Annotated in this window: 23 protein-coding genes and 1 riboswitch; of the genes, 9 read left to right on the top strand and 14 right to left on the bottom strand. The window is 62.4% G+C overall.

Annotation, left to right across the window (positions count from 1 at the left end):
* Nucleotides 1-34: 34 nt before the first annotated feature.
* Entirely contained in the window at nt 35-2,218 is a 2,184-nt protein-coding gene (gene yccS / locus QYE47_RS11565) for a YccS family putative transporter (protein WP_003249401.1), read from the top strand.
* Nucleotides 2,219-2,236: 18 nt separating this feature from the next.
* On the opposite strand, the gene QYE47_RS11560 is transcribed toward yccS, so the two are convergent.
* Nucleotides 2,237-2,974 carry an ABC transporter substrate-binding protein gene (locus tag QYE47_RS11560; RefSeq protein ID WP_014592632.1) on the bottom strand — a complete coding sequence of 246 codons (738 nt, stop codon included), beginning with the start codon at nt 2,972-2,974 and terminating at the stop codon, nt 2,237-2,239.
* Nucleotides 2,975-3,127: 153 nt separating this feature from the next.
* On the opposite strand from QYE47_RS11560, the gene QYE47_RS11555 reads away from it, so the two are divergent.
* Nucleotides 3,128-3,580 carry a GNAT family N-acetyltransferase gene (locus QYE47_RS11555; protein WP_014592633.1) on the top strand — a complete coding sequence of 151 codons (453 nt, stop codon included), beginning with the start codon at nt 3,128-3,130 and terminating at the stop codon, nt 3,578-3,580.
* 25 nt (nt 3,581-3,605) lie between these two features.
* Here QYE47_RS11555 and QYE47_RS11550 read toward each other — a convergent pair whose 3' ends face one another.
* From QYE47_RS11550 to tkt, 9 genes are all read right to left on the bottom strand, one after another.
* The gene (locus QYE47_RS11550) at nt 3,606-3,902 is read right to left on the bottom strand and encodes a helix-turn-helix domain-containing protein (protein ID WP_003249396.1); all 297 of its coding nucleotides are present in this window, start codon (nt 3,900-3,902) and stop codon (nt 3,606-3,608) included.
* A 12-nt stretch (nt 3,903-3,914) separates the two neighbouring features.
* Nucleotides 3,915-4,415: a M48 family metallopeptidase gene (locus QYE47_RS11545; protein ID WP_026031844.1), complete on the bottom strand. Its 501-nt coding sequence runs from the start codon at nt 4,413-4,415 to the stop codon at nt 3,915-3,917.
* Between the two features lie 39 nt (nt 4,416-4,454).
* A complete protein-coding gene (locus QYE47_RS11540; protein ID WP_019437229.1) occupies nt 4,455-6,581 on the bottom strand; it encodes a bifunctional diguanylate cyclase/phosphodiesterase in 2,127 nt (708 codons plus the stop codon).
* 212 nt (nt 6,582-6,793) lie between these two features.
* A complete protein-coding gene (gene fba, locus QYE47_RS11535) occupies nt 6,794-7,858 on the bottom strand; it encodes a class II fructose-bisphosphate aldolase (protein ID WP_010955535.1) in 1,065 nt (354 codons plus the stop codon).
* A gap of 100 nt (nt 7,859-7,958) precedes the next feature.
* Nucleotides 7,959-8,288, bottom strand: coding sequence for an MliC family protein (locus QYE47_RS11530; protein WP_003249387.1), 330 nt, complete (start codon nt 8,286-8,288; stop codon nt 7,959-7,961).
* A 78-nt stretch (nt 8,289-8,366) separates the two neighbouring features.
* The gene (locus QYE47_RS11525) at nt 8,367-8,618 is read right to left on the bottom strand and encodes a hypothetical protein (RefSeq protein WP_014754651.1); all 252 of its coding nucleotides are present in this window, start codon (nt 8,616-8,618) and stop codon (nt 8,367-8,369) included.
* Nucleotides 8,618-9,781 (bottom strand): phosphoglycerate kinase, encoded by a 1,164-nt coding sequence (locus tag QYE47_RS11520; RefSeq protein WP_014592638.1) that lies wholly within the window; start codon nt 9,779-9,781, stop codon nt 8,618-8,620. Before QYE47_RS11520 ends, QYE47_RS11525 begins: the two co-directional genes overlap by 1 nt.
* A gap of 12 nt (nt 9,782-9,793) precedes the next feature.
* Nucleotides 9,794-10,852, bottom strand: coding sequence for an erythrose-4-phosphate dehydrogenase (epd, locus tag QYE47_RS11515; RefSeq protein WP_014592639.1), 1,059 nt, complete (start codon nt 10,850-10,852; stop codon nt 9,794-9,796).
* Nucleotides 10,853-11,003: 151 nt separating this feature from the next.
* Nucleotides 11,004-13,001 (bottom strand): transketolase, encoded by a 1,998-nt coding sequence (tkt, locus tag QYE47_RS11510; protein ID WP_070384421.1) that lies wholly within the window; start codon nt 12,999-13,001, stop codon nt 11,004-11,006.
* A 251-nt stretch (nt 13,002-13,252) separates the two neighbouring features.
* Here tkt and QYE47_RS11505 point away from each other — a divergent pair, with 251 nt between their 5' ends.
* From QYE47_RS11505 to QYE47_RS11490, 4 genes are all read left to right on the top strand, one after another.
* Nucleotides 13,253-14,245, top strand: a complete 993-nt coding sequence (locus QYE47_RS11505; protein WP_003249377.1) for a metalloregulator ArsR/SmtB family transcription factor — start codon at nt 13,253-13,255, stop codon at nt 14,243-14,245.
* A gap of 18 nt (nt 14,246-14,263) precedes the next feature.
* Entirely contained in the window at nt 14,264-15,454 is a 1,191-nt protein-coding gene (metK, locus tag QYE47_RS11500) for a methionine adenosyltransferase (RefSeq protein WP_003249375.1), read from the top strand.
* A 228-nt stretch (nt 15,455-15,682) separates the two neighbouring features.
* Nucleotides 15,683-17,383: an NAD-dependent DNA ligase LigB gene (gene ligB, locus QYE47_RS11495; protein WP_070384422.1), complete on the top strand. Its 1,701-nt coding sequence runs from the start codon at nt 15,683-15,685 to the stop codon at nt 17,381-17,383.
* Between the two features lie 132 nt (nt 17,384-17,515).
* Nucleotides 17,516-17,908: a DUF1090 domain-containing protein gene (locus QYE47_RS11490; RefSeq protein WP_003249372.1), complete on the top strand. Its 393-nt coding sequence runs from the start codon at nt 17,516-17,518 to the stop codon at nt 17,906-17,908.
* 188 nt (nt 17,909-18,096) lie between these two features.
* On the opposite strand, the gene QYE47_RS11485 is transcribed toward QYE47_RS11490, so the two are convergent.
* Nucleotides 18,097-18,555, bottom strand: a complete 459-nt coding sequence (locus QYE47_RS11485; protein WP_014592642.1) for a cytochrome c — start codon at nt 18,553-18,555, stop codon at nt 18,097-18,099.
* Nucleotides 18,556-18,674: 119 nt separating this feature from the next.
* On the opposite strand from QYE47_RS11485, the gene QYE47_RS11480 reads away from it, so the two are divergent.
* Entirely contained in the window at nt 18,675-19,826 is a 1,152-nt protein-coding gene (locus tag QYE47_RS11480) for a murein transglycosylase A (protein WP_019436743.1), read from the top strand.
* A 50-nt stretch (nt 19,827-19,876) separates the two neighbouring features.
* Here QYE47_RS11480 and QYE47_RS11475 read toward each other — a convergent pair whose 3' ends face one another.
* Complete coding sequence (locus QYE47_RS11475) at nt 19,877-20,263, bottom strand: MAPEG family protein (RefSeq protein ID WP_010955544.1); 387 nt, start codon at nt 20,261-20,263, stop codon at nt 19,877-19,879.
* Nucleotides 20,264-20,291: 28 nt separating this feature from the next.
* Complete coding sequence (locus QYE47_RS11470; protein WP_014592644.1) at nt 20,292-21,125, bottom strand: EamA family transporter; 834 nt, start codon at nt 21,123-21,125, stop codon at nt 20,292-20,294.
* A gap of 282 nt (nt 21,126-21,407) precedes the next feature.
* Between QYE47_RS11470 and QYE47_RS11465 the strand changes: the two genes are divergently transcribed.
* Nucleotides 21,408-22,643, top strand: a complete 1,236-nt coding sequence (locus QYE47_RS11465) for a sodium:proton antiporter (protein WP_014592645.1) — start codon at nt 21,408-21,410, stop codon at nt 22,641-22,643.
* Nucleotides 22,644-22,755: 112 nt separating this feature from the next.
* Here QYE47_RS11465 and QYE47_RS11460 read toward each other — a convergent pair whose 3' ends face one another.
* Complete coding sequence (locus QYE47_RS11460; protein ID WP_003249362.1) at nt 22,756-23,157, bottom strand: hotdog domain-containing protein; 402 nt, start codon at nt 23,155-23,157, stop codon at nt 22,756-22,758.
* Nucleotides 23,158-23,335: 178 nt separating this feature from the next.
* Nucleotides 23,336-23,432: riboswitch (S-adenosyl-L-homocysteine riboswitch) on the top strand.
* Nucleotides 23,433-23,452: 20 nt separating this feature from the next.
* Between QYE47_RS11460 and ahcY the strand changes: the two genes are divergently transcribed.
* Nucleotides 23,453-24,862, top strand: coding sequence for an adenosylhomocysteinase (gene ahcY, locus QYE47_RS11455; RefSeq protein WP_014592646.1), 1,410 nt, complete (start codon nt 23,453-23,455; stop codon nt 24,860-24,862).
* Nucleotides 24,863-24,950: the final 88 nt, after the last annotated feature.

Below are 24,950 nucleotides of genomic sequence, written 5' to 3'. Positions count from 1 at the left end.
AGTGCATTCTTCGCTCACCGCCTGGCAGGCCATCATGTCATCGAGCTCGTTCCGTCAGTCACTGCGTCGCCTGTGGGGCCAAGACAAGTTCAGCTACAGCATCCGGGTCACCATTGCCCTCACCGGCAGCCTGGCCCTGTGCTGGTACCAGAATGAGATGGCCCTGCTGATTCCTTTGTTCCTCGGCATCATCGCCAGCGCCCTGGCCGAAACCGACGACAGCTGGCAGGGCCGCCTCAGCGCCCTGGCCGTTACCCTGGTGTGCTTCGCCATCGCTGCACTGGCAGTCGAGTTGCTGTTCCCCTACCCCTGGATCTTCGTCATTGCCCTGGCCCTGGCCGCCTTTGGCCTGACCATGCTCGGGGCGCTGGGCGAGCGCTACGGCGCCATCGCTTCGGCCACCTTGATCACTGCGGTCTACACCATGATCGGTGTGGACCAGCGCGGCGGCCAGGTCACCGATTTCTGGCACGAACCGCTGCTGCTGGTGGCAGGTGCGGCTTGGTACGGGCTGCTGTCGGTGCTGTGGCAGGCGCTGTTTTCCAACCAGCCGGTACAACAGAGCCTGGCCAAACTGTTTTTCGAGCTGGGCAGCTACCTCAAGCTCAAGGCCAGCCTGTTTGAACCGGTCCGCACGCTCGACGTCGAGGCACGGCGCCTGGAACTGGCCCAGCAGAACGGCAAGGTGGTGGCCGCGCTGAACGCAGCCAAGGAGATCATCCTGCACCGGGTAGGCAACAGCCAGCCAAACTCGAAGGTAAGCCGCTACCTCAAGCTGTACTTCCTGGCCCAGGACATCCACGAGCGTGTCAGTGCCTCGCACTACCCCTACAACGCACTGACCGAGGCGTTTTTCCACAGCGACGTCATGTTCCGCTGCCAGCGCCTGTTGCGTAAACAGGGTTCATCCTGCCAGGAACTGGCCCGCTCGATCCGCCTGCGCCAACCATTCGTGCTGGCCAGCGGTTATCCAGAAGCCCTCGAGGACCTCAACGCCTCGCTGGAGCACCTGCGCATCCAGAGCAACCCGGCCTGGCGCGGCCTGTTGCGCTCGCTGCGAGCACTCGCCGCCAACCTGGCAACACTGGACCGCCTGCTCAGTGCCGCCAGCAACCCGGATAGCCTGGCCGACGCCAGCGACAGCAGCCTGCTCGACCGCTCACCGCGCTCGCTGAAGGACGTGTGGACGCGCCTGCGCACCCAGCTCACACCGACCTCGCTGTTGTTCCGCCATGCCTTGCGCCTGCCGCTGGCGCTGTCGATCGGCTATGGCATGGTGCACCTGATTCACCCGACCCAGGGCTACTGGATCATCCTCACCACGCTGTTCGTGTGCCAGCCCAACTACGGGGCCACGCGGCGCAAGCTGGTGCAGCGAATCTTCGGCACTGCCGTTGGCCTGACAGTGGGCTGGGCCTTGTTCGACCTGTTTCCCAACCCGGTCATCCAGTCGTTGTTCGCCGTGGTTGCCGGGGTGGTGTTCTTCGTCAACCGCACCACCCGCTACACCCTGGCCACTGCGGCGATCACCCTGATGGTGCTGTTCTGCTTCAACCAGATCGGCGATGGCTACGGCCTGTTCCTGCCACGCCTGTTCGATACCCTGGTGGGCAGCCTGATTGCCATCCTAGCGGTGTTCCTGTTCCTGCCCGACTGGCAGGGCCGACGGCTGAACAAGGCGCTGGCCAATACCCTGGCCTGCGCCAGCGTGTACCTGCGCCAGATCATGCAGCAGTATGCCCACGGCAAGCGCGACGACCTGGCCTACCGCCTGGCCCGGCGCAATGCCCACAACGCTGACGCGGCGCTGTCCACCACCTTGGCCAACATGCTGATGGAGCCGGGGCATTTCCGTAAGGAGGCCGACGTTGGCTTTCGTTTCCTGGTGCTGTCGCACACGTTGCTCAGCTACCTCTCGGGGTTAGGCGCGCACCGCGACACGGCGTTGCCAGCGGAGGTGCAGGAGCAGTTGATCGAAGGCGCCGGGCAAAGCCTGGCCAGCAGCCTGGACGAGATTGCAAACGGCCTGGCCGCACGGCTGCCGGTGGCGATTCACAGTGATGCCGAAGAAGCGCTGGCCAATGCCCTGGAGCAGATGCCGGAAGATCTGGATGAGCATCAGCGGTTGGTGCAGACACAGTTGGCGTTGATATGCCGGCAGCTGGGGCCATTGCGGACCCTGGCGGCACACCTGATCAAGGAAAATGCCCCGGCCTGATCGTTTTATTGCCTGTGCTCAAAAGCCATACTGACGCAGCAGCCGGGCATAGCTGCCATCGGCCTTCATCGCCGCTATCGCCTGCTCGAAACGCTCGACGATCCGCTCACGCTCCGGGTGCTTCAGGCTGACCAGAATATGCAGGGTGTTCTCCCCCAGCGGCGGATCCACCAGCATCACCCCATCACGCACGTCCTGCGGCTCACGCTGCAGGTTGTAGCGGGCCACGTACTCGTCTTCCACCGCCAGGCTTACCCGCCCTGCCGCCAACATGCGTACCGCAGAAGAAAAGTTGCGCACCGGCACTTTGTGCAGACGGGGATCCCTGTCGAATTCCGGTGAATAGGCGTAATCACGCACTACGGCAATGCTATAGGCATAAAGGTCAGACAGACGCTTGTAGCTAAACGCCTCGCCCTTACGCTGCAGCAGGCGAATACGATTACTCAGGTAGGCGTTGGAAAACTGCCCGATACTGGCGCGCGAGTCGTTGTACCAGGCGTTGATCAGCACGTCGTAGCGCCCTTCACCTACCCCCAGCAACGCACGCGCCCACGGCACCTCTTCATAGCCGCTGGCGTAGCCGGCGCGCGCCAGTGCCGTGGTAACGATGCTGGTCGCAAGGCCGCCGCCCGGCATCTTGGCATCGGTGAACGGTGGCCAGTTGTCGGCCACCAGGCGCAGCTTGGCGTGACCCGGGGAAGGTGTTGCCAGCATCGTTGCCAGTAAACCCAGAACACAAAGCAGTGGCCGCATGCTCACGTCCTTTCGCAATGGAGGGCAACACTGCCAGTGAGATTACACAAAGCGGTTGCCGAGGGCAGCGGCCAATAGTGTCATTTAGCCTCTATTTTGGCCGAAGCACATGCAGCATGCGATGATCGAGCCCCATCCAAGGAGTCCGTTCCCATGTCAATCGACTGGATCTGCAAGCACCACACCGACCTCGGCAAGGAGCAGCTCTATGCCATTTTGCAGCTACGCACTGAAGTACTCGTGGTGGAGCAGCGCCACGCCTACCAGGAAGTCGATGGTCAGGACCTGACTGGCGATACCCTGCACCTCATGGCCTGGCAGGAAGACAAGCTGGTCGCCTACCTGCGCCTGCTGGATCCGCAGTCACAAGGTGGGGATGTGGTGATCGGACGAGTGGTGACATCAGCGCAGGCGCGAGGTTTGCAGCTCGAAGAAAGCTTGCTGCTCAAGGGGCTGGAGGCGGCGGAACATTGTTGGCCGGGGGTGCCGGTTTATCTGTCGGCTCCGGCGCATTTACAGGCGTTTTATGCCCGCCATGGGTTTGCGGTGGTGAGCGAGGAGTCTTTGGAGAACGGCATCGCATCTATTGGAATGCGCAAGGGATGAGCCCGCCCTGTGCGGGCTTTGCACATCAGGGGTAACCCAGCACTTCGCGGATCTGCCGCAAGTGACGGATGATCCACTGCTTGTCGATCGCCCCCCAGTCATGAATGCGATAATGCCCGGCGTGGTTGCGTGCGCCCTCCTGCTGTTCGAACTCGCAGACGATGTCCAGGTCGGCCAGCGCGGCGATAGTGTCCTGAGCGGTGCGACGGGGCATGCCGGTGGCCTCCATCAGGGCGGGCACGCTGGTCGCGGTCTGGCTATCGATCAGCCAGGCCACGTACAGGCGGCGGTAGAAGCTGCTCTTGGTCTTGCTCACTTCCATGCTGCATGTTCCTTAGAGGTTGCCTGGCAGCTCCCGGTAGGTCAGGTAGACGCGCAGGTCGAATTCCAGTTGGTGATAGTCCGGCTCCATGTGCTGGCAGAGCTGGTAGAACGCCTTGTTGTGATCTCGCTCGCGCAGGTGCGCCAACTCGTGCACAACAATCATGCGCAAGAACTGTGGCGCGGCCTCCTTGAACAGCGAGGCAATGCGGATTTCCTTCTTCGCCTTGAGCTTGCCGCCCTGCACCCGCGACACCGCCGTGTTCAAACCCAGGGCCCGATGCGTCAGATCGAGGCGGCTGTCGAACAGCACCTTGTCCAGGTTTGGCGCACTTCGCAGGTACTGTTGGCGCAGATCCTGGGCATAGCCATACAACGCCTTGTCGTTTTGCACGTCATGGCGGTCAGGGTAACGGCGCTGCAGGTATTCACCCAGGCGGTCGCTGTCGATCATCTTCCGCACCTGCTCCTGCAGGTGCGGGGGGTAGGCTTGCAAGTAACGTAGTACGGTCATGGCGCTGTATTCGGCGTAACGAATGCCGATTCTAGCCAATCACAGCCCTGGCCAGGAGAAAATTGCCGGGAAGCCGCTAGCATCAGTCGCGGTCATCGGATAAGCCACCAGGAAACCCTGAACGTATTCGCAACCATTGGCCTTGAGCCAGGCTGCCTGCGCCGGGGTCTCCACACCCTCGGCGATCACCGTGATACGGTAGTCGGCGCACAGGCCGATCACGCTGCGAACCAACGCAGCATCTACCGCCGAATCGGGCAGACGCGCCACCAGATGACGGTCGAGCTTGAGTGTGTCGATAGGCAGGTCGCGCAGCATGCGCAACGAACAGTCACCCGCACCGAAGTCATCCAGGGCCACCCTCACGCCCAGCTCACGCAAGCGGTGGATCTGTTTGACGGCCGCATCAATGTTATACATCAGCGACGTTTCCGCCACTTCCACCTCCAACTGCGTCGGGACAAGCTGGTAAAGCTGGATGACCCGTTGCAGTTCTTCGACCAGGCCAGGCATGACGAACTGCGCGCGGCTCAGGCTGATGCCGAGCACAAGGTCGGGCGGAAACCGGTCGTACCAGGCCTGCCGCTGGGCGGCCCCTTGGCGGTAGATCCAGCTGGCCAGACGGTTGATCAGACGCGCTTCTTCCAGCAACGGGATGAACAGCCCCGGCGGCACATCGCCAACGCTGGGGTGCTGCCAGCGCAGCAAGGCCTCGAAACCACGCAGGCGACCATCGTGGAAGGCGACCTGTGGCTGGTACACCAAGGTAAAGTCCTGCTGCTCGATGGCCGTGCGCACGCTGTCCTCGAGCATCAATCGCGATCGCGCCCGTCCGTTGAGTTCCTGGTCGTAGAAGCGGTATTGCTGACGCCCCGCTTGTTTGGCTGCGTACATCGCTGCATCGGCCGAACGCAGCAGGCCTTCAACATTGGCGCCGCAGTCCGGGTAGGTGGCAATGCCGATGCTGACCCCAAGGCACACATCGAGCCCGTCGACCTCATGGCTGATGGAAACACGCTCGAGCAACCGTTCGGCAAAACGCCCGGCCTGCTCCGGGTAGGGCAAGCTGTCGAACAGTGCAGTGAACTCATCGCCGCCCATACGCGCCAGCAAGGCCTCACTGCCCAGGCAGTCCTTGAGCTGCTCGGCCACCCAGCGCAACACCCGATCGCCCGCGTCGTGGCCGAGCGAGTCGTTGATGCGCTTGAAGCCATCCAGGTCCATGTACATCAGCGCCTGCGCCTTGTCCGAGCGCTCGTTGCGCAACAGAGCACCTTCAGCCGCCTGGTAGAAACCACGGCGGTTGAGCAGGCCGGTGAGCGGGTCAGTAATGGCCTGGTATTCCAGCTGTTGGTGCAAGTTACGCACTACCGACATGTCCAGCACGGTCACCACCATCGCCTGTTGGTCGGCAGGCAACGGCGCACAGGACAGCGCCACCGGCACAAGCTCACCGCCTTGGGTACGCAGTTGGGCATCGTGTACGCGGAAGATCTGCCGCCCTTGGTAGGCCTTGTAGAAGTCCGACTCGCGCCACAGGCTGGTACTGGTCAGTTGCACAACGTCGAGCAATTGGGTGCCCTGCAGGTGTTGCACCGGTGCCGCCAGCAAACGGGAAATGGCCGGATTGGCAAAACTGATGATGCCATGGGCATCAACCACCAGAATGCCTTCGGCGGCATTTTCCAGGATGGACGCATTGAATGCCCTGGCCGTCTCCAGCTCGCGACTCAGCTGCTGCAGCATGCGCCGGTTGCGCTGCTGGTCGAGCAGCGCCTGGACCTTGGGCTTGAGGATTTGCGGGTCGAACGGTTTGAACATGTAGTCCACGGCGCCGCTGGCGTAGCCTTTGAGCACGGCCGCTTCGGACTGTTCGTTGGCGGTGAGGAAAATGATCGGGGTCAGTCGGGTACGCTGATTGCCGCGCATCAGCCGGGCGACTTCAAAGCCGTCCATTTCCGGCATCTGTACATCCATCAACACCAGGTCGACTTCGTATTCAAGCAACGCGCTCAAGGCTTCTATCCCAGAGCTTGCCGTCAATACTTGCCAATCCTGCCGAGCCAGCAAGGCCCGCATGCTGATGAGGTTCTCGGGGTAGTCGTCTACCACCAGAAGAACTGAGCTGCCATCCAGTGGCTGCTGTTGAGGGTGAGCGCCATCCATGCTGCTTCTCTGTTATGTGACCGACTTCAAAATACGGTTGGATCCATTAGTACTCTAGACCTGAGGCTGCAACAAGCAATGCAATCAGAACGCTATCAATGGTCAAACTGTACGGTAGCCGACTAACGGTCGGTCTGCCGTAAATATGGACAGGTTTCCATCGCCCATAAAAAAACCCGCATCACTGCGGGCTTTTCAGGGTTACCTGTCGATCAGTTGACCTTGGCGGCCAGTTCACCTTTCAGGTAGCGCTGGTACATACCTTCCAAAGAGATCGGCTTGATCTTCGAAGCATTGCCTGCGGTGCCGAAGGCTTCATAACGTGCGATGCACACGTCGCGCATGGCCTTGATGGTTTCACCGAAGAACTTGCGTGGGTCGAACTCGCTCGGGTTCTGCGCCATCAGACGGCGCATGGCACCGGTAGAGGCCAGACGCAGGTCGGTATCGATGTTGACCTTGCGCACGCCATGCTTGATGCCTTCAACGATTTCTTCGACCGGTACACCGTAGGTTTCTTTGATGTCGCCGCCGTACTGGTTGATGATCGCCAGCCACTCTTGCGGTACCGAGGACGAACCGTGCATCACCAGGTGGGTGTTGGGGATGCGCTTGTGGATTTCCTTGATACGATCGATGGCCAGCACGTCACCGGTTGGTGGCTTGGTGAACTTGTAGGCACCGTGGCTGGTACCGATGGCGATCGCCAGGGCGTCGACCTGGGTCTTCTTGACGAAGTCGGCGGCTTCTTCCGGGTCGGTCAGCATCTGGCTGTGATCCAGCACGCCTTCGGCGCCGATCCCGTCTTCTTCACCGGCCATGCCGGTTTCCAGCGAACCCAGGCAGCCCAGTTCGCCTTCAACCGAAACGCCGCAGGCGTGAGCCATGGCAACGGTCTGCTGGGTAACGCGGACGTTGTACTCGTAGTCGGTCGGGGTCTTGCCGTCTTCACCCAGCGAGCCGTCCATCATGACCGAGCTGAAGCCCAGCTGGATCGAGCGCTGGCAGACGTCAGGGCTGGTACCGTGGTCCTGGTGCATGCACACCGGGATGTGCGGGAACTCTTCGATGGCAGCCAGGATCAGGTGGCGCAGGAATGGCGCACCAGCGTATTTGCGGGCACCGGCCGAAGCCTGAACGATCACCGGGGAGTCGGTCTTGTCGGCCGCTTCCATGATGGCGCGCATCTGCTCGAGGTTGTTGACGTTGAAAGCTGGTACGCCGTAGCCGAACTCGGCGGCGTGGTCCAGCATCTGGCGCATGCTAATGAGTGCCATTGTGTATCTCTCTCCCGACAAGCGTCGTTTGTTTCGTGCAAGCCTGCCGCAGGGGCGGTTGCTGTTCAAGTAGTGTGGGCCACCCTCGCGGCCCGGCCAGTCACGGTGCCTTGCAGCCCCGCCCAATCAGATCGTTGGTTGCCACCCAATACACCAGGCCTTCTTCGCCCTTGGTGTGGAAGGCCAGCATGCCATCGCTGTACAGCGCACCCGAGGCACCCGGTTCAGCCTTGAGCCGGTACACCTGGTCGCCACCGCCAAGGCGCACGTCAACCTGGTCACGTTGCGCATCGGCGAAGCGCCAAAGCACCTCAGCCTGGGTGTCGCAGACCCAACGGGTCCAGTTGTCTGCCGGGGCCGGTTGCGTCGGCTGCAGCAGTGAGCATCCTGCCAGTGTCGCCAGGGCCGTCACGGCCAAAAGCGCTTTCATTCAGTTTCCTCGATTTGGGGCTGCTGTGCAGCCCTTCCTCAAGACCACAAATCAACGTTCAGGTTGCCTATTACCCGATCAAGGGCAACCCGGCGCCTTGCGCTGGTGGTCTTCGTCGTACTTTTCCAGGCCTTCCGGGCCCACGCGCTTGCCGATGACCGGCACAGTCTCGGCCTGCCATTCGGACTGGTAGCAACCGCCCTTGTGCGACTGCGCCGGGTCGGCATCCGAGGCCGGGCTGCCCGCGCAAGCGCTCAGCAGACCGGCCAGCATCATCACAGGCAATTGTTTGACCACCAGGCCACTCCCTTTGCCAAGCGCCGACGTCATCAGGCCTTGGCCCGCTCTTCCAGGATTGCCACAGCTGGCAGGACCTTGCCCTCGACGAACTCGAGGAAGGCGCCACCACCGGTAGAAATGTAGGAGATTTCATTGCTGACGCCATATTTGTCGATGGCTGCCAGGGTGTCACCGCCACCGGCGATGGAAAACGCGGCGCTGTCGGCGATGGCCTTGGCCAGTACCTTGGTGCCGTTGCCGAACTGATCGAATTCGAACACGCCAACCGGGCCGTTCCACAGAATGGTTTTCGACGACTTCAGCAGCTCGGCGAAGTTGGCCGCGGTCTGCGGGCCGATGTCCAGGATCATGTCGTCGGCAGCTACATCGGCAATGGCTTTGACAGTAGCTTCGGCGCTCTCGGCGAACTCTTTGGCAACCACCACGTCGACTGGCAGCGGCACGCTGACCTTGGCGGCAATGGCCTTGGCGGTATCGACCAGGTCAGGCTCGTACAGCGACTTGCCCACCGGGTGGCCGGCAGCGGCCAGGAAGGTGTTGGCAATACCGCCACCGACGATCAGCTGGTCGCAAACACTGCTCAGGCTGTTCAGCACGTCCAGTTTGGTGGAAACCTTGGAGCCGGCAACGATGGCCGCCATTGGCTTGGCCGGGGCCTTCAGGGCCTTGCCCAAGGCATCCAGTTCGGCTGCCAGCAATGGGCCGGCAGCGGCAACCTTGGCGAACTTGGCGACGCCATGGGTCGAGCCTTCGGCGCGGTGTGCGGTGCCGAAAGCGTCCATGACGAATACGTCGCACAGGGCAGCGTACTTCTGCGCCAGCTCGTCGGCGTTCTTTTTCTCGCCCTTGTTGAAGCGCACGTTCTCGAACAGCACCAGTTCACCGGCCTGTACCGCGACACCGTCCAGGTAGTCGGCAACCAGCGGCACGTCACGGCCCAGGGCCTTGCTCAGGTAATCGGCGACCGGCTTGAGGCTGTTCTCGGCAGAGAATTCGCCTTCTGTCGGGCGGCCCAGGTGCGAGCAGACCATTACCGCTGCGCCCTTCTCCAGGGCCAGCCTGATGGTCGGCAGCGCTGCCTGGATACGCGCATCGCTGGCTACCACACCGTCCTTCACAGGCACGTTGAGGTCTTCGCGGATCAGTACGCGCTTACCTTGCAGGTCGAGGTCGGTCATCTTCAACACGGTCATGAATGCAGTCCTTCAGGGCTGTTTGGTGCGGGTTGGGTGAACGACGTGCAGAAAGTGTTCGGCAACGTCGAGCATACGGTTGGCAAAACCCCATTCGTTGTCGAACCAGGCCAGCAGGTTTACCAGGCGGGGCCCGGAAACACGCGTCTGGCTGGCATCGACAATCGCCGAATGCGGGTCATGGTTGAAATCACAGCTGGCGTGCGGCAGCTCGGTGTAAGCCAGCAAGCCTTTAAGCGGACCTTCCAGCGCGGCCTCGCGCAGCACTCGGTTGACTTCGGCCGCACTGGTGTCGCGGGCGGTCTGCAGGGTGATGTCCAGGCACGAGACGTTGACGGTCGGTACACGTACCGCTTTGGCCTGGATTCGCCCGGCAAGTTCCGGAAGCAGGCGCTCGATGCCACGCGCCAGGCCAGTGGACACGGGGATCACCGACTGGAAGGCCGAGCGCGTGCGGCGCAGGTCCTCGTGGTGATAGGCATCGATCACCGGCTGGTCGTTCATCGCCGAGTGGATGGTGGTGATCTGCACGTATTCGATGCCGAACGCCTGATCCAGCACACGCAGCAGCGGCACGCCGCAGTTGGTGGTGCACGAGGCGTTGGACACCAGGCGCTCGCTGCCGGTTAGGCAGGCCTGGTTGATGCCATAGACCACCGTGGCGTCAACGTCGGCCTCGCTGGCCATGGGCTGCGAGAACAGCACCCTTGGCGCACCGGCGTCGAGAAAACGCTGGCCATCGGCACGGGTGTTATAGGCACCGGAACACTCCAGCACCAGGTCGATGCCCAGCGCAGCCCAGTCGATGCCTTCGGGGGTGGCACTGCGCATTACCTTCACGCAGTCGCCATTGATGTGCAGACAGTCGCCGTCGACCTTGACCTCGCCGGGAAAACGACCGTGGGTGGAGTCGAAGCGTGTCAGGTATTCCAGGCTGGCCTGATCGGCCAGATCGTTCAGCGCGACGATCTCGAAACCGGCCTTTGCCCCCCGCTCGAACAGCGCGCGCAGGACACAGCGGCCGATACGGCCATAACCGTTGAGTGCAACTTTGTAGGGACGGTGGGGCATTCGGGGCTCACGAGACAGTTCAATTGTCGTCAGCCTGCGGAATTTGCGGTGTGGCATTCGCGGGCAAGCCCGCTCCCACAGGGTTTCATGCAACCTCTGTGGGAGCGGGCTTGCCCGCGAATGAAGGCGACACCGCCCGCAGATCTTTAAATCAGTCTTCCAGCAGCTCTTCGGCAGTACCGAGGATGTTCTCCAGGGTGAAGCCGAACTCTTCGAACAAAGCCGAAGCCGGCGCCGACTCACCGTAGGTGGTCATGCCGATGATACGACCTTCCAGGCCGACGTACTTGTACCAGAAGTCGGCGTGGGCAGCTTCGATGGCGATGCGCGCACCGACTTCCAGCGGCAGCACGGACTGCTTGTAGGCAGCGTCCTGGGCATCGAACACGCTGGTGCACGGCATGGAAACCACGCGCACCTTGCGGCCTTGCTCGGTCAGCTTGTCGAAGGCCTGAACAGCCAGGCCCACTTCGGAACCGGTGGCGATCAGAATCAGTTCAGGCTCGCCGGCGCAGTCCTTGAGCACATAACCACCGCGGCTGATGTCGGCGATCTGCTGGGCATCGCGGTCCTGGTGCTGCAGGTTCTGGCGCGAGAAGATCAGCGCCGATGGGCCGTCCTTGCGCTCCAGGGCGCTTTTCCAGGACACGGCGGATTCCACCGCGTCGGCCGGGCGCCAGGTGTCCAGGTTCGGGGTGCTGCGCAGGCTGGTCAGCTGTTCGATCGGCTGGTGCGTCGGGCCGTCTTCGCCCAGACCGATAGAGTCGTGGGTGTACACGTGGATCACGCGCTGCTTCATCAGGGCCGACATGCGCACGGCGTTGCGGGCGTATTCCATGAACATCAGGAAGGTCGCGCCGTAAGGCACCAGGCCACCGTGCAGGGCAACGCCGTTCATGATGGCGGTCATGCCGAACTCGCGCACGCCGTAGAACACGTAGTTGCCGCTGGCGTCATTGGCTTCGACGCCCTTGCAACCTTTCCACAGGGTCAGGTTGGAGCCGGCCAGGTCCGCCGAACCGCCGAGGAACTCCGGCAGCAGCGGGCCGAAGGCGTTCAGGGCGTTCTGGCTGGCCTTGCGGCTGGCGATGGTTTCGCCTTTGGCAGCCACTTCGTTGATGTAGGCCTGGGCCTTTTCGCTGAAGTCGGCCGGCAGCTCGCCGCTGGCACGGCGCTTGAACTCGGCAGCCAGCTCCGGGTAGGCCTTGGCGTAGGCCTCGAAGCGCTGGTTCCACTCGGCTTCAACCTTGGCACCGGCGGCCTTGGCATCCCACTCGGCGTAGATGTCGGCCGGGATTTCGAACGGGCCGTGGTTCCAGTTCAGGGCCTGGCGGGTCAGGGCGATTTCGTCGTTGCCCAGCGGGGCGCCGTGGCAGTCTTCCTTGCCCTGCTTGTTCGGCGAACCGAAACCGATGGTGGTCTTGCAGCAGATCAGGGTCGGGCGATCGCTCTTGCGGGCGGTCTCGATGGCCATCTTGATTTCTTCGGCATCGTGGCCGTCGACGTTACGGATCACCTGCCAGTTGTAGGCTTCGAAGCGCGCCGGGGTGTTGTCGGTGAACCAGCCGTGCACTTCGCCGTCGATGGAGATGCCATTGTCATCGTAGAAGGCGATCAGCTTGTTCAGGCCCAGGGTGCCGGCCAGCGAGGCGACTTCATGGGAGATACCTTCCATCATGCAGCCGTCGCCGAGGAACACGTAGGTGTTGTGGTCGACGATGGTATGGCCGTCACGGTTGAACTGGGCAGCCAGTACTTTCTCGGCCAGGGCGAAGCCCACGGCGTTGGCGATACCCTGGCCGAGCGGGCCGGTGGTGGTCTCGACGCCTGGGGTGTAGCCGTACTCCGGGTGGCCCGGGGTGCGGCTGTGCAGCTGGCGGAAGCCTTTGATGTCATCGATGGTGACGTCGTAGCCGGTCAGGTGCAGCAGCGAGTAGATCAGCATCGAACCGTGGCCGTTGGACAGCACGAAGCGGTCACGGTCGGCGAAGCTCGGGTTGCTCGGGTTGTGCTTCAGGTAGTCGCGCCAAAGCACTTCGGCGATATCCGCCATGCCCATGGGGGCACCTGGGTGGCCGCTGTTGGCCTTTTGCACGGCATCCATGCTGAGGGCACGAATGGCGTTGGCACGTTCACGACGGCTGGGCATCGCTGATCTCCTAGGGGGCTTGAATAGGTGGTGTCACGAAAAAGGCGGCCATTTTCGCCCACTGGGGGCGCTTGGGGCAAACATTTAAGCGCCAAGCGCCAGCTTTAAGCCGCAACTGAAGAAGCAGAGCGCGACTCGGGGCGCCCCAAAGCGTGTAACTTGTGGCTTTCGGCTTGCAGCTCATCGCCAATATCAAAACTTTTTGATATTGGCCTTGCTAGGGCATCGATGCCTGTCTAGACTGCCGCCCCATGAATCTGCGTGCGCAATCGATCCCCGAGCAACGCGAAACATTGGCCGCCCTGTGCAAAGCCAGTGGCGATGCGCTGCGCCTGAACGTATTGCGCGCCCTGGCCAACGACTCGTTCGGCGTGCTGGAGCTGGCGCAGATCTTCGACATCGGCCAGTCGGGCATGAGCCATCACCTCAAGGTGCTGGCTCAGGCCGACCTCGTGGCAACCCGCCGCGAAGGCAATGCCATCTTCTACCGCCGTGCCCTGCCCGATGGCCTGCGCCTGGGTGGCCGGCTGCACGCGGCGCTGCTCGAAGAAGTCGACGACCTGGCCCTGCCGCCCGATGTGCAGGCGCGCATAGCCCATGTCCAGCAGCGACGGGCAGCCACCAGCCAGGACTTCTTCCTGCGCGTGGAAGAGAAGTTCCGTGCCCAGCAGGACCTGATCGCCGGCCTTCCGCAGTACCGCGACAGCCTGCTGGCGCTGCTCGACAAACTGCATTTCGACCCGGCTGCCAGCGCGCTGGAAGTCGGCCCCGGCGACGGTGGCTTCCTGCCCGACCTGGCCCGGCGCTTCGCCCAGGTCACCGCCCTGGACAACAGCCCTACCATGCTCGAGCTTGCGCGCCAGGTGTGCCAGCGCGAAGGGCTCGACAACGTGAACCTGCAGTTGGCCGATGCACTGGGTGCAACGGATGTGGCCGCCGACTGCGTTGTGCTGAACATGGTGCTGCACCATTTCAGCGACCCGGCCCTGGCCTTGCGCCAGCTGGCCAAACGGGTGAAAGCAGGCGGCAGCCTGCTGGTCACCGAACTGTGCAGCCATGACCAGGGGTGGGCGCGCGAAGCCTGCGGCGACCTCTGGCTGGGCTTCGAACAGGACGACCTGGCGCGCTGGGCCAATGCTGCCGGGCTGGCCCATGCGGACAGCCTGTACGTGGGCTTGCGTAACGGTTTCCAGATCCAGGTCCGCCATTTTCAGCGGACGGCTGGCGACATACACCATCGGTAAATTTCAGGAACCTTCGAGATGAGCGAATACTCCCTTTTCACCTCCGAGTCCGTGTCCGAAGGGCATCCGGACAAGATCGCCGACCAGATTTCGGACGCCGTCCTTGATGCCATCATCGCTCAGGACAAATACGCCCGCGTAGCCTGCGAAACCCTGGTCAAGACCGGTGTCGCCATCATCGCCGGCGAAGTCACCACTTCGGCCTGGGTCGACCTGGAAGACCTGGTGCGCAAAGTCATCATCGACATCGGCTACAACAGCTCCGACGTCGGCTTCGACGGCGCCACCTGCGCCGTGATGAACATCATCGGCAAACAGTCGGTAGACATCGCCCAGGGCGTGGACCGCTCCAAGCCGGAAGACCAGGGCGCCGGTGACCAGGGCCTGATGTTCGGCTACGCCAGCAACGAAACCGAAGTCCTGATGCCTGCACCGATCTGCTTCTCGCACCGTCTGGTAGAACGCCAGGCCGAGGCGCGCAAGTCCGGCCTGCTGCCATGGCTGCGCCCGGATGCCAAGTCGCAGGTCACCTGTCGCTACGAGAACGGCAAAGTGGTCGGTATCGACGCCGTGGTGCTGTCGACCCAGCACAACCCGGAGGTTTCGCAGAAAGACTTGCAAGAAGCCGTGATGGAGCTGATCGTCAAGCACACCCTGCCGGCCGAACTGCTGCACAAAGGCACCCAGTACCACATCAACCCGACCGGCAACTTCATCATCGGTGGCCCGGTGGGTGACTGCGGCCTGACTGGCCGCAAGATCATCGTCGACTCTTACGGCGGCATGGCCCGTCACGGGGGTGGCGCGTTCTCCGGCAAGGACCCGTCCAAGGTCGACCGTTCCGCCGCCTACGCCGGCCGCTACGTGGCCAAGAACATCGTCGCCGCCGGCCTGGCCGAGCGTTGCGAGATCCAGGTGTCGTACGCCATTGGCGTGGCCCAGCCGACGTCCATCTCGATCAACACCTTCGGTACCGGCAAGGTCTCCGACGACAAGATCATCCAGCTGGTGCGCGAATGCTTCGACCTGCGTCCGTACGCCATCACCACCATGCTCGACCTGCTGCACCCGATGTATCAGGAAACCGCTGCCTACGGCCACTTCGGCCGCACCCCGCAGCAGAAGACTGTCGGCGACGACACCTTCACCACCTTCACCTGGGAGCGCACCGACCGCGCCCAGTCGCTGCGTGACGCTGCCGGCCTGTAAGCGTCCTGCAGCGCCAGACGAAAGCCCCTGCCGAGCGATCGGCAGGGGCTTTTTTGTGCCTGTCACGGCATTTTCATCGCCCGTGAGATCGAGCGCCGCGCTCGTTTCTTGCTCCGCCTCGGGATTGGAGACGAGCACCAGCGAAATATCACCTGACAACTGCACGCGCCGCCCGCCCCGCCACCCGCCTACGCTAAGCGCTTCCCCGCCATGCAAGGATGCCAGGCCATGCCGTACCTGTTGTTGTTCGCCCTGCTATTTGTGCTGAACACCCCATTGGCCAGGGCTGCTTCATGCCCACACTGGAACCCGCAACAGGCCGAGGCCGAAGTTGCGCAACTGCGCGCCACGCTTGCCCGATGGGACGAGCACTACCATCGCCAGGGCATAGCTCTGGTGGCCGACGAACTGTACGACCAGAGCCGCGAGCGCCTGAACCACCTGCAGCAGTGCTTCGCGGTTGGCACCAGCCCCTCTCCCCTGGCCAGTGCTCGCGGCCCGGTCCCCCACCCCGTACCGCATACCGGCGTCGACAAGCTGGCAGACCGCCAGGCCGTGGCGCGATGGATGGCCGGCAAGACCGGCGTGTGGGTACAACCCAAGGTCGACGGCGTAGCCGTTTCCCTCACCTACCAACAGGGCCGATTGGTGCAGTTGACCAGCCGGGGGGACGGTGTACACGGCCATGACTGGAGCCGACACATCAAACAGCTCGGCGCTGTCACCCGGCAGTTGCCTGAGGCGGTCGACCTGCACTTGCAAGGTGAGCTGTATCTGCGCCTGAACGATCATGTACAAGCCAAGGCCGGCAGTGCCAACGCCCGGGGTACCGTGGCAGGGCTGCTCGCACGCAAGCAACTGACTGGCGAACAAGGCAACGCTATCGGCCTGTTCGTGTGGGGCTGGCCGCACGGCCCCGAGCAACAGGCCGAACGCCTCGCCCAACTGGCACGGCTGGGGTTTCCGGACAGCCAGCTTTACAGCATCGCCATCGACACGCTGGAGGATGCCGCACACTGGCGCGAGCACTGGTATCGCTCTGCTCTGCCCTTCGCCACCGACGGTGTGATCCTGCGCCAGGGCAGTCGGCCACCTGCCGAGCGCTGGCAGGCCAAGGCACCCTACTGGATCGCGGCCTGGAAGTACCCCTATGCACAAGCCTTGGCCGAAGTACGCGACGTGCGCTTTCGGGTCGGCCGCACTGGCAGGGTCACGCCCGTTCTTCACGTGCAACCCGTTACCCTCGATGACCGGCGCATTACCCAAGTCAGCCTTGGGTCGCTGGCGCGCTGGCAACGCCTGGATATTCGCCCCGGCGATCAGGTGGCCATCAGCCTTGCCGGGCTGACCATTCCGCGGCTCGAACACGTCGTGCACCGCGCTGTAGAGCGCCAACCGATAACCGCACCAGCACCCGACCAGCATCATGCCCACAGCTGCTGGCGGGCCAGCGAGGGCTGTGATGAGCAGTTCATTGCCCGACTTACCTGGCTTGGCGGTAAACAGGGCCTGGCCTTGCCACGCACCGGGCCCGGCACATGGCGTCGGCTGGTCGAAGCTGGCTTGGTAACGTCCATGACCGACTGGCTGCAACTCGATGCCGAACGCCTGCAGCAGGCCCCCGGCATCAGCAGGCTCACTGCAGCACACCTGATGGGCAGTTTCGACGAAGCCCGCTCACGGCCAGTCGATCAGTGGCTGCGCGCCCTTGGCGTGCCCATTGGCAAGCATTTGCCACTGACTGGCGACTGGCAGGCGCTGGCCTCACGCAATGCCGAGCAATGGCAAACCGTGCCCGGCATCGGCGCAAAACGCTCGCACCAACTTGTGGAATTTTTCGCGGCCTCCGAGGTGCAAGCCATTGCCGCACAGTTGGCCGACGCCGGCATAGAAGGTTTCCGGACCCCACCCCAGCGCATTGAGCAATGATTTTTTACCAAATAGTGCGTAGGAAAAACCCGAGACTCCGGCAGAAAACCTCACCAAGGGTTTCTAAATGGGCAAAACCAAGGCAGGATTTCCCCCAACTTTTGCTGCCCCGCCCCGTTAGGGAGGCTTTTCATGAAACGTATTTCGACTCTTTTCCTGCTCGCAACACTGGGCCTGGCCGCGGGTACTGCTCAGGCTGCCCAGCCCGATGCCGGCCTGACCGGTTGCGCCGCCAAGCGCAGCGCCATCGAAAACCAGCTGAAAATTGCCCGTGACCACGGCAACAGCGACCAGGTGGCAGGGCTGGAGGAAGCCCTGCGCGGTGTGGACAACTGCACCGACGCCAGCCTGCGCAAGGAACGTGAGCAGAAGGTGCTCGATGCGCGTCACGAAGTGGCGCAGCGGGAAAAGGACTTGAAGAAGGCAGAGAAGAAAGGCGACGCCGAGAAGATCAACAAGCGCAAGGACAAGCTGGCCGAGTCGCGTAAAGAGCTGCAGGAAGCGGTCGACGATCTCGACCGCTAAGGCATCTGGCCGGCAAGCCTGGTCTTTGTGGGAGCGGCCTTGTATCGCGATAGGGCCGCGCGGCGGCTCCAGCTATGCATGCATTTTTGCTGAAATCCTGGGGCCGCTGAGCGGCCCTATCGCGACACAAGGCCGCTCCCACAGGAATCTGTACAAGCCCCGAAGGTTTGCGCGAACAGCACAGCCATTCAATGATTACGAAATTCGCTATGACAGGCCTTGCACGCAGCCTCGACATTGTCCATCGGTGCCTTCAGTTGCGCAGCATCCAGTGGCTGGTTGCGGGTGACATCGACCAGTTCGCCGGTGACGCCCTCAAGCTGCCGGGCCAGGTCATGGAACCGCGTCTGGCGCTCCCACACTTCGGCACGGGCGGCGCTGTCACCACCATCGCGCACCTGTGGAAAATGCTGCCACGGCTGATGCGACAGGCTGTCCAGCTTCAGCGCACCGTCGGCAAACTTCACCCCGTCGAACGGCAACCGGCCACGCAGCATGCCGCCGAGGTCCTCGCTGGTCTTGAGCATGTCCTTGAAGATCACCTTGCGTTTGCCCAGCGGCGAGTTCGGGTCAACCCGGTCGCAACCCGTCAGAGCCCCTCCCAGGGCAAGTGCTGCCAGCAGAACAACGGTCAATCGCTTAAACATCACGCTCACTTCGGCCTACGCAAATGGGCGGCCAGTATCGCTGCCCCTGGGCCAAACACCAATAGCCACATAAAAGACAGGGGCGAACCTTCATGTTCGCTCATGACAGGAATGCACACATGAAATCTGCCCTGCGCCACCTGGCCTGGACACTGCCGGTGCTGGCTTTGCTGGCCGGCTGCAACGGCGGCGAGAGCGCCAAGCCCGAGCCCCACGCTGTCGCCACCTATGCCCCGGCCACTTGGAAAGACTTGCCGGCCGTCAGCGATGAAGACCTGCTGGCAGGCTTTTATGCATGGCGCAACGGCTGCGAAAAACTCAAGCGCGACCCGGTGTGGGCCGCCACCTGCGAAGCGGCCGGCAGCGCCACAGCCAGCGCCACCCAAGTGCGAACCTTCCTTGAACAGAACCTGCAGGTGTACGGCCTGCGCTCTGCACAGAACAATGCCAACGGCCTGATTACCGGCTACTACGAGCCGGTCTACCCAGGCAGCCTGAGCCAATCGGCAACCAACCATGTGGCGGTCTACGGCATCCCTGATGACATGATCGTGGTCGACCTGGCCAGCGTGTACCCCGAACTGAAGGGCAAACGCCTGCGCGGCCGTCTGGAGGGTCGGGTGCTCAAGCCCTACGACACGGCCGAAGTCATCAACCGTAACGGCGTCAAGGCACCGGTGCTGGCCTGGCTGACCGACCCGATGGACCTGCAATTCCTGCAGATCCAGGGGTCTGGCCGGGTGCAACTGGAAGACGGTCGTCAACTGCGCCTGGGCTACGCCGACCAGAACGGCCACCCCTATCGGCCGATCGGCCGCTGGCTGGTGGAGCAGGGTCAGCTGAAAAAAGAAGAAGTGAGCATGGGCGCCATTCATGCCTGGGCCCAGGCCAACCCGCAGCGCGTACCAGAGCTGCTGGCCAGCAACCCCAGCTACGTATTCTTCAGCACCCGCCCGGACAGTAACGAAGGCCCGCGCGGCTCGCTGAACGTACCGCTTACCGCCGGCTACAGCGTGGCCATTGACCGCAAGGTGATTCCCCTGGGCAGCTTGTTGTGGCTGTCTACCACACGCCCGGACGGCTCGCCGGTGGTACGACCGGTTGGCGCGCAGGACACCGGCGGGGCGATTACCGGCGAAGTGCGTGCCGACCTGTTCTGGGGCACCGGCCCGGAAGCCGGCGAACTGGCCGGGAACATGAAGCAGCAAGGGCAGATCTGGATGCTGTGGCCCAAGGGCCAGCCACTGCCTGAGGTACCCAAGGTACCGTGATCGTTGTGGCCATCCTCGCGGGGGCTGCCCGCGAAGATGGCCAGCCGGTTTCAGATGGAAACCACGAAGAACGACACGATCAGTGCCAGACTGGCAAACCACACCAGCGACCGCAAGGCAGCCCAGTCGGCCAGGTAGCAGATGATGTAAAGCAAGCGGCTGGTGATATACATCACCCCCAGCACATCCTGGGTCACCTGCTCGGCATTGCCGACGATATCCGCCACAAGCACCGCCGCAGCAAATGCCGGAAACGCTTCGTAGCCATTCTGCTGCGCAGCATGAGCACGCCGCGGCAGGCCCGACAAGGTATCGAGGAAGGCTCGCGGATCGTGATTGTCCTTGAGGCCGAAGCGGCCACTGCTCGCCTTGGCGATCAAGGCACAAAGCGGGTTCAACAGCAGCGCAATCAGGATGCACCACAGGGCAACAGTCATGGACAGGACTCCTTGTTCAGTCTTCAGGTCAAAGCTTCATTACCAGCATGCCGGCCAACACCAGCCCGCAAGCTAGGAGTCTCGGCCCGCCAAAAGGTTCTTTGAGGTAGCGCATACCCAGCACCACCACCAGGATCACGCTCAACTCCCGCAGTGCCGCCGCTTCGGCCACAGACCCCAGGTGCATGGCCCAAAGCACCAAGGCATAGCTGAACAATACGCAGAACCCTACCGCCAACCCAAGGCGCCACTGGCTTCGCCAGAACAGTACGAATGGCGCCCGCCGCGCTACGCCCGCCAACAACGGGAATTGCCAGGCGCTGAGCAGGGTCAGCCAGACCAGGTAATCCCACGGCTTGCCCCACAGGCGCACGGCCTGGCCGTCGAACCAGGTGTAGCAACCAATGCACAGGCCAATCAAGGCAACTACCGGCAGCATCGACCATGGCAACCGGTCACCGCCGCCGCCCTGCCACAACAGGCAGGCCATGCCACAGGGGATCATCAGGATACCGATGATCTGCTGCTGGCTCAGCGATTCCCCGGCAAAGGCCAGGGTCAGCCCCAGCACCACCAGCGGTGACAGCCCGCGCATCAGAGGATAGACCAGCCCCAGATCGCCCACGCGGTAGGCCTGGATCAGCAGATAACGGTACAACTGCTCAGCCAGTGCCGAAGCTACCAACCAGGGCCAGATTTCAGCAGGCGGAATATCCACGAAGGGCACCGCCAGAACCGCGAAGGCCAGCGCTACCGTGTCCATGCTGGCAATGACCAGCAAGCGCTCGCCACTGAATTTGATCAGGGTATTCCAGGTTGCATGCAGCAGGGCGGCAACCAGCACCAGAGATGTTGCCAACACGCCTTCTTGTCCTTATGGCTTTTCATGGCTGTGAATATATAGCGTTCAGGGGGGCTTTGTGGGAGCGGGCATGCCCGCGAAGAATGCAACTCGGTGTATGGCACCGGCTTTGCCGGTGTTCGCGGGCACGCCCGCTCCCACAGGGTAACCAGTGCAGACTGTCACGGGAACGATTTGGACTAATTCGGTCAAACCCTGTGCCCCGAACCCCGTGCCAGGTCATCAAAGAACTGCCCGAGCCACTCGGGTAACGACTTGGAAGCCACTGTTACAGGATTCGGGATGCTTGAATTAGTTGCCGCGTTTATCTGCCTCACCACACTTCTGACCTATGTGAACTACCGTTTCATCGGCCTGCCCCCCGCCATCGGCGTGATGGTCACGGCGCTGCTGTTTTCCCTGATATTGCAAGGCCTGAGCCTTATCGGCTTCCCTGGCCTGGAAGAGCGCGTCGAAGGGCTGATGAACCAGATCGACTTCAACGATCTGCTCATGCACTGGATGCTGGCGTTTCTGTTGTTTGCCGGCGCTCTGCACGTCAACCTCAGCGACCTGCGCAGCTACCGCTGGCCGATCGGCCTGCTGGCCACCTTGGGCGTGCTGATTGCCACAATGGTCATCGGCTACCTGGCGCATTGGGTGTTTGCCCTGTTCGGCTGGCAGGTCCCCCTGATCTACTGCCTGCTGTTCGGTGCACTGATCTCACCGACCGACCCGATTGCCGTGCTTGGCGCGCTGCGTACTGCCAATGCGTCCAAACCGCTTAAAACCACCATCGTCGGCGAGTCACTGTTCAACGACGGCACGGCAGTTGTGGTATTCACCGTGTTGCTGGGCATCATCCAGTTGGGTGAAACACCGAGCATGACCGACACGGCGATCCTGTTCGCCCGCGAGGCCATTGGCGGTGTGGTGTTCGGTGGCCTGATCGGCTACGCCACCTACCGCATGATCAAGAGCGTCGAGCAGTACCAGGTGGAAGTCATGCTGACCCTGGCGCTGGTAATCGGTGGTTCGGCGATGTGCTACGAGCTGCATGTGTCGGCACCGATCGCCATGGTGGTGGCAGGCCTGATCATCGGCAACCTGGGGCGCAACCTGGCGATGAATGACATGACCCGCCGTTACATGGACGGTTTCTGGGAGCTGATCGACGACATGCTCAATGCGCTGCTGTTCGCATTGATCGGCCTGGAGCTGTTGCTGCTGCCGTTCAACTGGATGCACCTGGCGGCCGGCGGCGTGCTGGCGCTGGCAGTGCTGCTGTCGCGCCTGCTGACGGTGGCCCCGGCGATCGTGCTGCTGCGGCGCTGGCGCCCGGTGCCCAAAGGCACGGTGCGGGTGCTGACCTGGGGTGGCCTGCGCGGTGGCGTGTCGGTGGCACTTGCGCTGTCGCTACCCCTGGGCGATGAACGGGACCTGCTGCTGTCGATCACCTACATCGTGGTGTTGTCGTCGATTCTGGTGCAGGGGTTGAGCATTGGGCGGGTGGTGCGCAAGGTCAGCGCCCAGCCTTGAGAATGCCGGGGCCGCTTTGCGGCCCATTCGCGGGTAAACCCGCTCCTACAGGTTCGCGTCCCCCTGTAGGAGCGGGTTCACCCGCGAAGAGGCCGACACTGGCAACCAGGGCCTATTCGACTGCCGAATCCGGGAACTGGTCCTGCACGTACTTGATCTCGGTGCGCCCATGGGCTGCCGGCAAGCCATCCTCACCCAGGTTGACGAACACCATCTTGTCGACAGTCAGAATGCTCTTGCGGGTGATCTTGTTACGCACTTCGCACTTGAGGGTGATCGAGGTGCGGCCGAACGCGGTAGCGGTGATGCCCAGCTCGATGATGTCACCCTGACGCGAAGCACTGACGAAGTTGATTTCCGACATGTACTTGGTCACCACACGCTGGTTGCCCAACTGGACGATGGCGTAGATCGCCGCCTCTTCATCGATCCAGCGCAACAGGCTGCCACCGAACAGGGTGCCATTGGGGTTGAGGTCTTCGGGTTTAACCCACTTGCGGGTGTGAAAGTTCATCTGTACTCCTGACCTGCTTGGCTAACGTGTAGCAATGATGGCAGAGCGGCTGCCTTCGCTCCATTGAACATCGACTATCGTCGCGATTAATCGACGGAAAACCTTGGGCAAGCCGGCGGGGGCAGCTATAATCTGCGCCGTTTTACATGGTTGCCCACAGCGGTGCCATGCCCGCCACCTGTCCGAGGGGCGCTGCAGCAGGCTAGGCCTGTCAGGCTCGGATGGGGCGTTGCTCGCTCCCGCGAGCGCTTAACGCACAACGGCGCCCATTCGCACATTACGAATGGAGGCTCTCATGAGCGCTGCAAACATGCCTGCTGGTTTTACCGATTACAAAGTCGCCGACATCTCCCTGGCCGCCTGGGGCCGTCGCGAAACCATCATTGCCGAATCGGAAATGCCTGCGCTGATGGGCCTGCGTCGCAAGTACCTGGCCGAGCAACCGCTCAAGGGTGCGAAGATCCTGGGCTGCATCCACATGACCATCCAGACCGCCGTGCTGATCGAAACCCTGGTTGCCCTGGGTGCCGAAGTGCGCTGGTCGTCCTGCAACATTTTCTCGACTCAAGACCAGGCCGCCGCTTCGATCGCCGCCGCCGGTATCCCGGTGTTCGCCTGGAAAGGTGAAACCGAAGAAGAGTACGAGTGGTGCCTGGAGCAGACCATCCTGAAAGATGGCCAGCCATGGGACGCCAACATGATCCTCGACGACGGTGGTGACCTGACCGAACTGCTGCACAAGAAGTACCCGCAGGTACTGGACCGCGTGCACGGCGTGACCGAAGAGACCACCACCGGCGTACACCGCCTGCTGGACATGCTGGCCAAGGGCGAGCTGAAAGTCCCGGCGATCAACGTCAACGACTCGGTCACCAAGAGCAAGAACGACAACAAGTACGGCTGCCGTCACAGCCTGAACGATGCCATCAAGCGTGGTACCGACCACCTGCTGTCGGGCAAGCAGGCCCTGGTGATCGGCTACGGTGACGTGGGCAAGGGCTCGGCCCAGTCCCTGCGTCAGGAAGGCATGATCGTCAAGGTTTCCGAAGTTGACCCAATCTGCGCCATGCAGGCCTGCATGGACGGCTTCGAGCTGGTCTCGCCGTTCATCGACGGTATCAACGACGGCACCGAAGCCAGCATCGACAAGGCCCTGCTGGGCAAGATCGACCTGATCGTGACCACCACCGGTAACGTCAACGTCTGCGACGCCAACATGCTCAAGGCCCTGAAAAAGCGTGCCGTAGTCTGCAACATCGGCCACTTCGACAACGAGATCGACACCGCCTTCATGCGCAAGAACTGGGCCTGGGAAGAGGTCAAGCCGCAGGTTCACAAGATCCACCGTACCGGCGCTGGCAGCTTCGACCCGCAGAACGACGACTACCTGATCCTGCTGGCCGAAGGCCGCCTGGTCAACCTGGGCAACGCCACTGGCCACCCAAGCCGCATCATGGACGGCTCGTTCGCCAACCAGGTTCTGGCACAGATCTTCCTGTTCGAGCAGAAGTTCGCTGACCTGCCGGCCGAAAAGAAAGCCGAGCGCCTGACCGTTGAAGTGCTGCCGAAGAAACTCGACGAAGAAGTGGCCCTGGAAATGGTCCGCGGCTTCGGCGGCGTGGTCACCCAGCTGACCAAGCAGCAAGCCGACTACATCGGCGTGACCGTCGAAGGCCCGTTCAAGCCGCACGCCTACCGCTACTAAGCGGCAAGCTTGAAGCTGCAAGCGGCGACGTGCCGTTGCCACTTGCAGCTCCGGAAACACAGATCTTGAACGACGCCCAAGCCAGACC

This window comes from Pseudomonas sp. 2,4-D, from assembly GCF_030418155.1.
Lineage (GTDB): Bacteria > Pseudomonadota > Gammaproteobacteria > Pseudomonadales > Pseudomonadaceae > Aquipseudomonas > Aquipseudomonas alloputida.
Note: the sequence above shows the minus strand (reverse complement) of the source record. Positions and strands in the feature narration are given on the sequence as shown.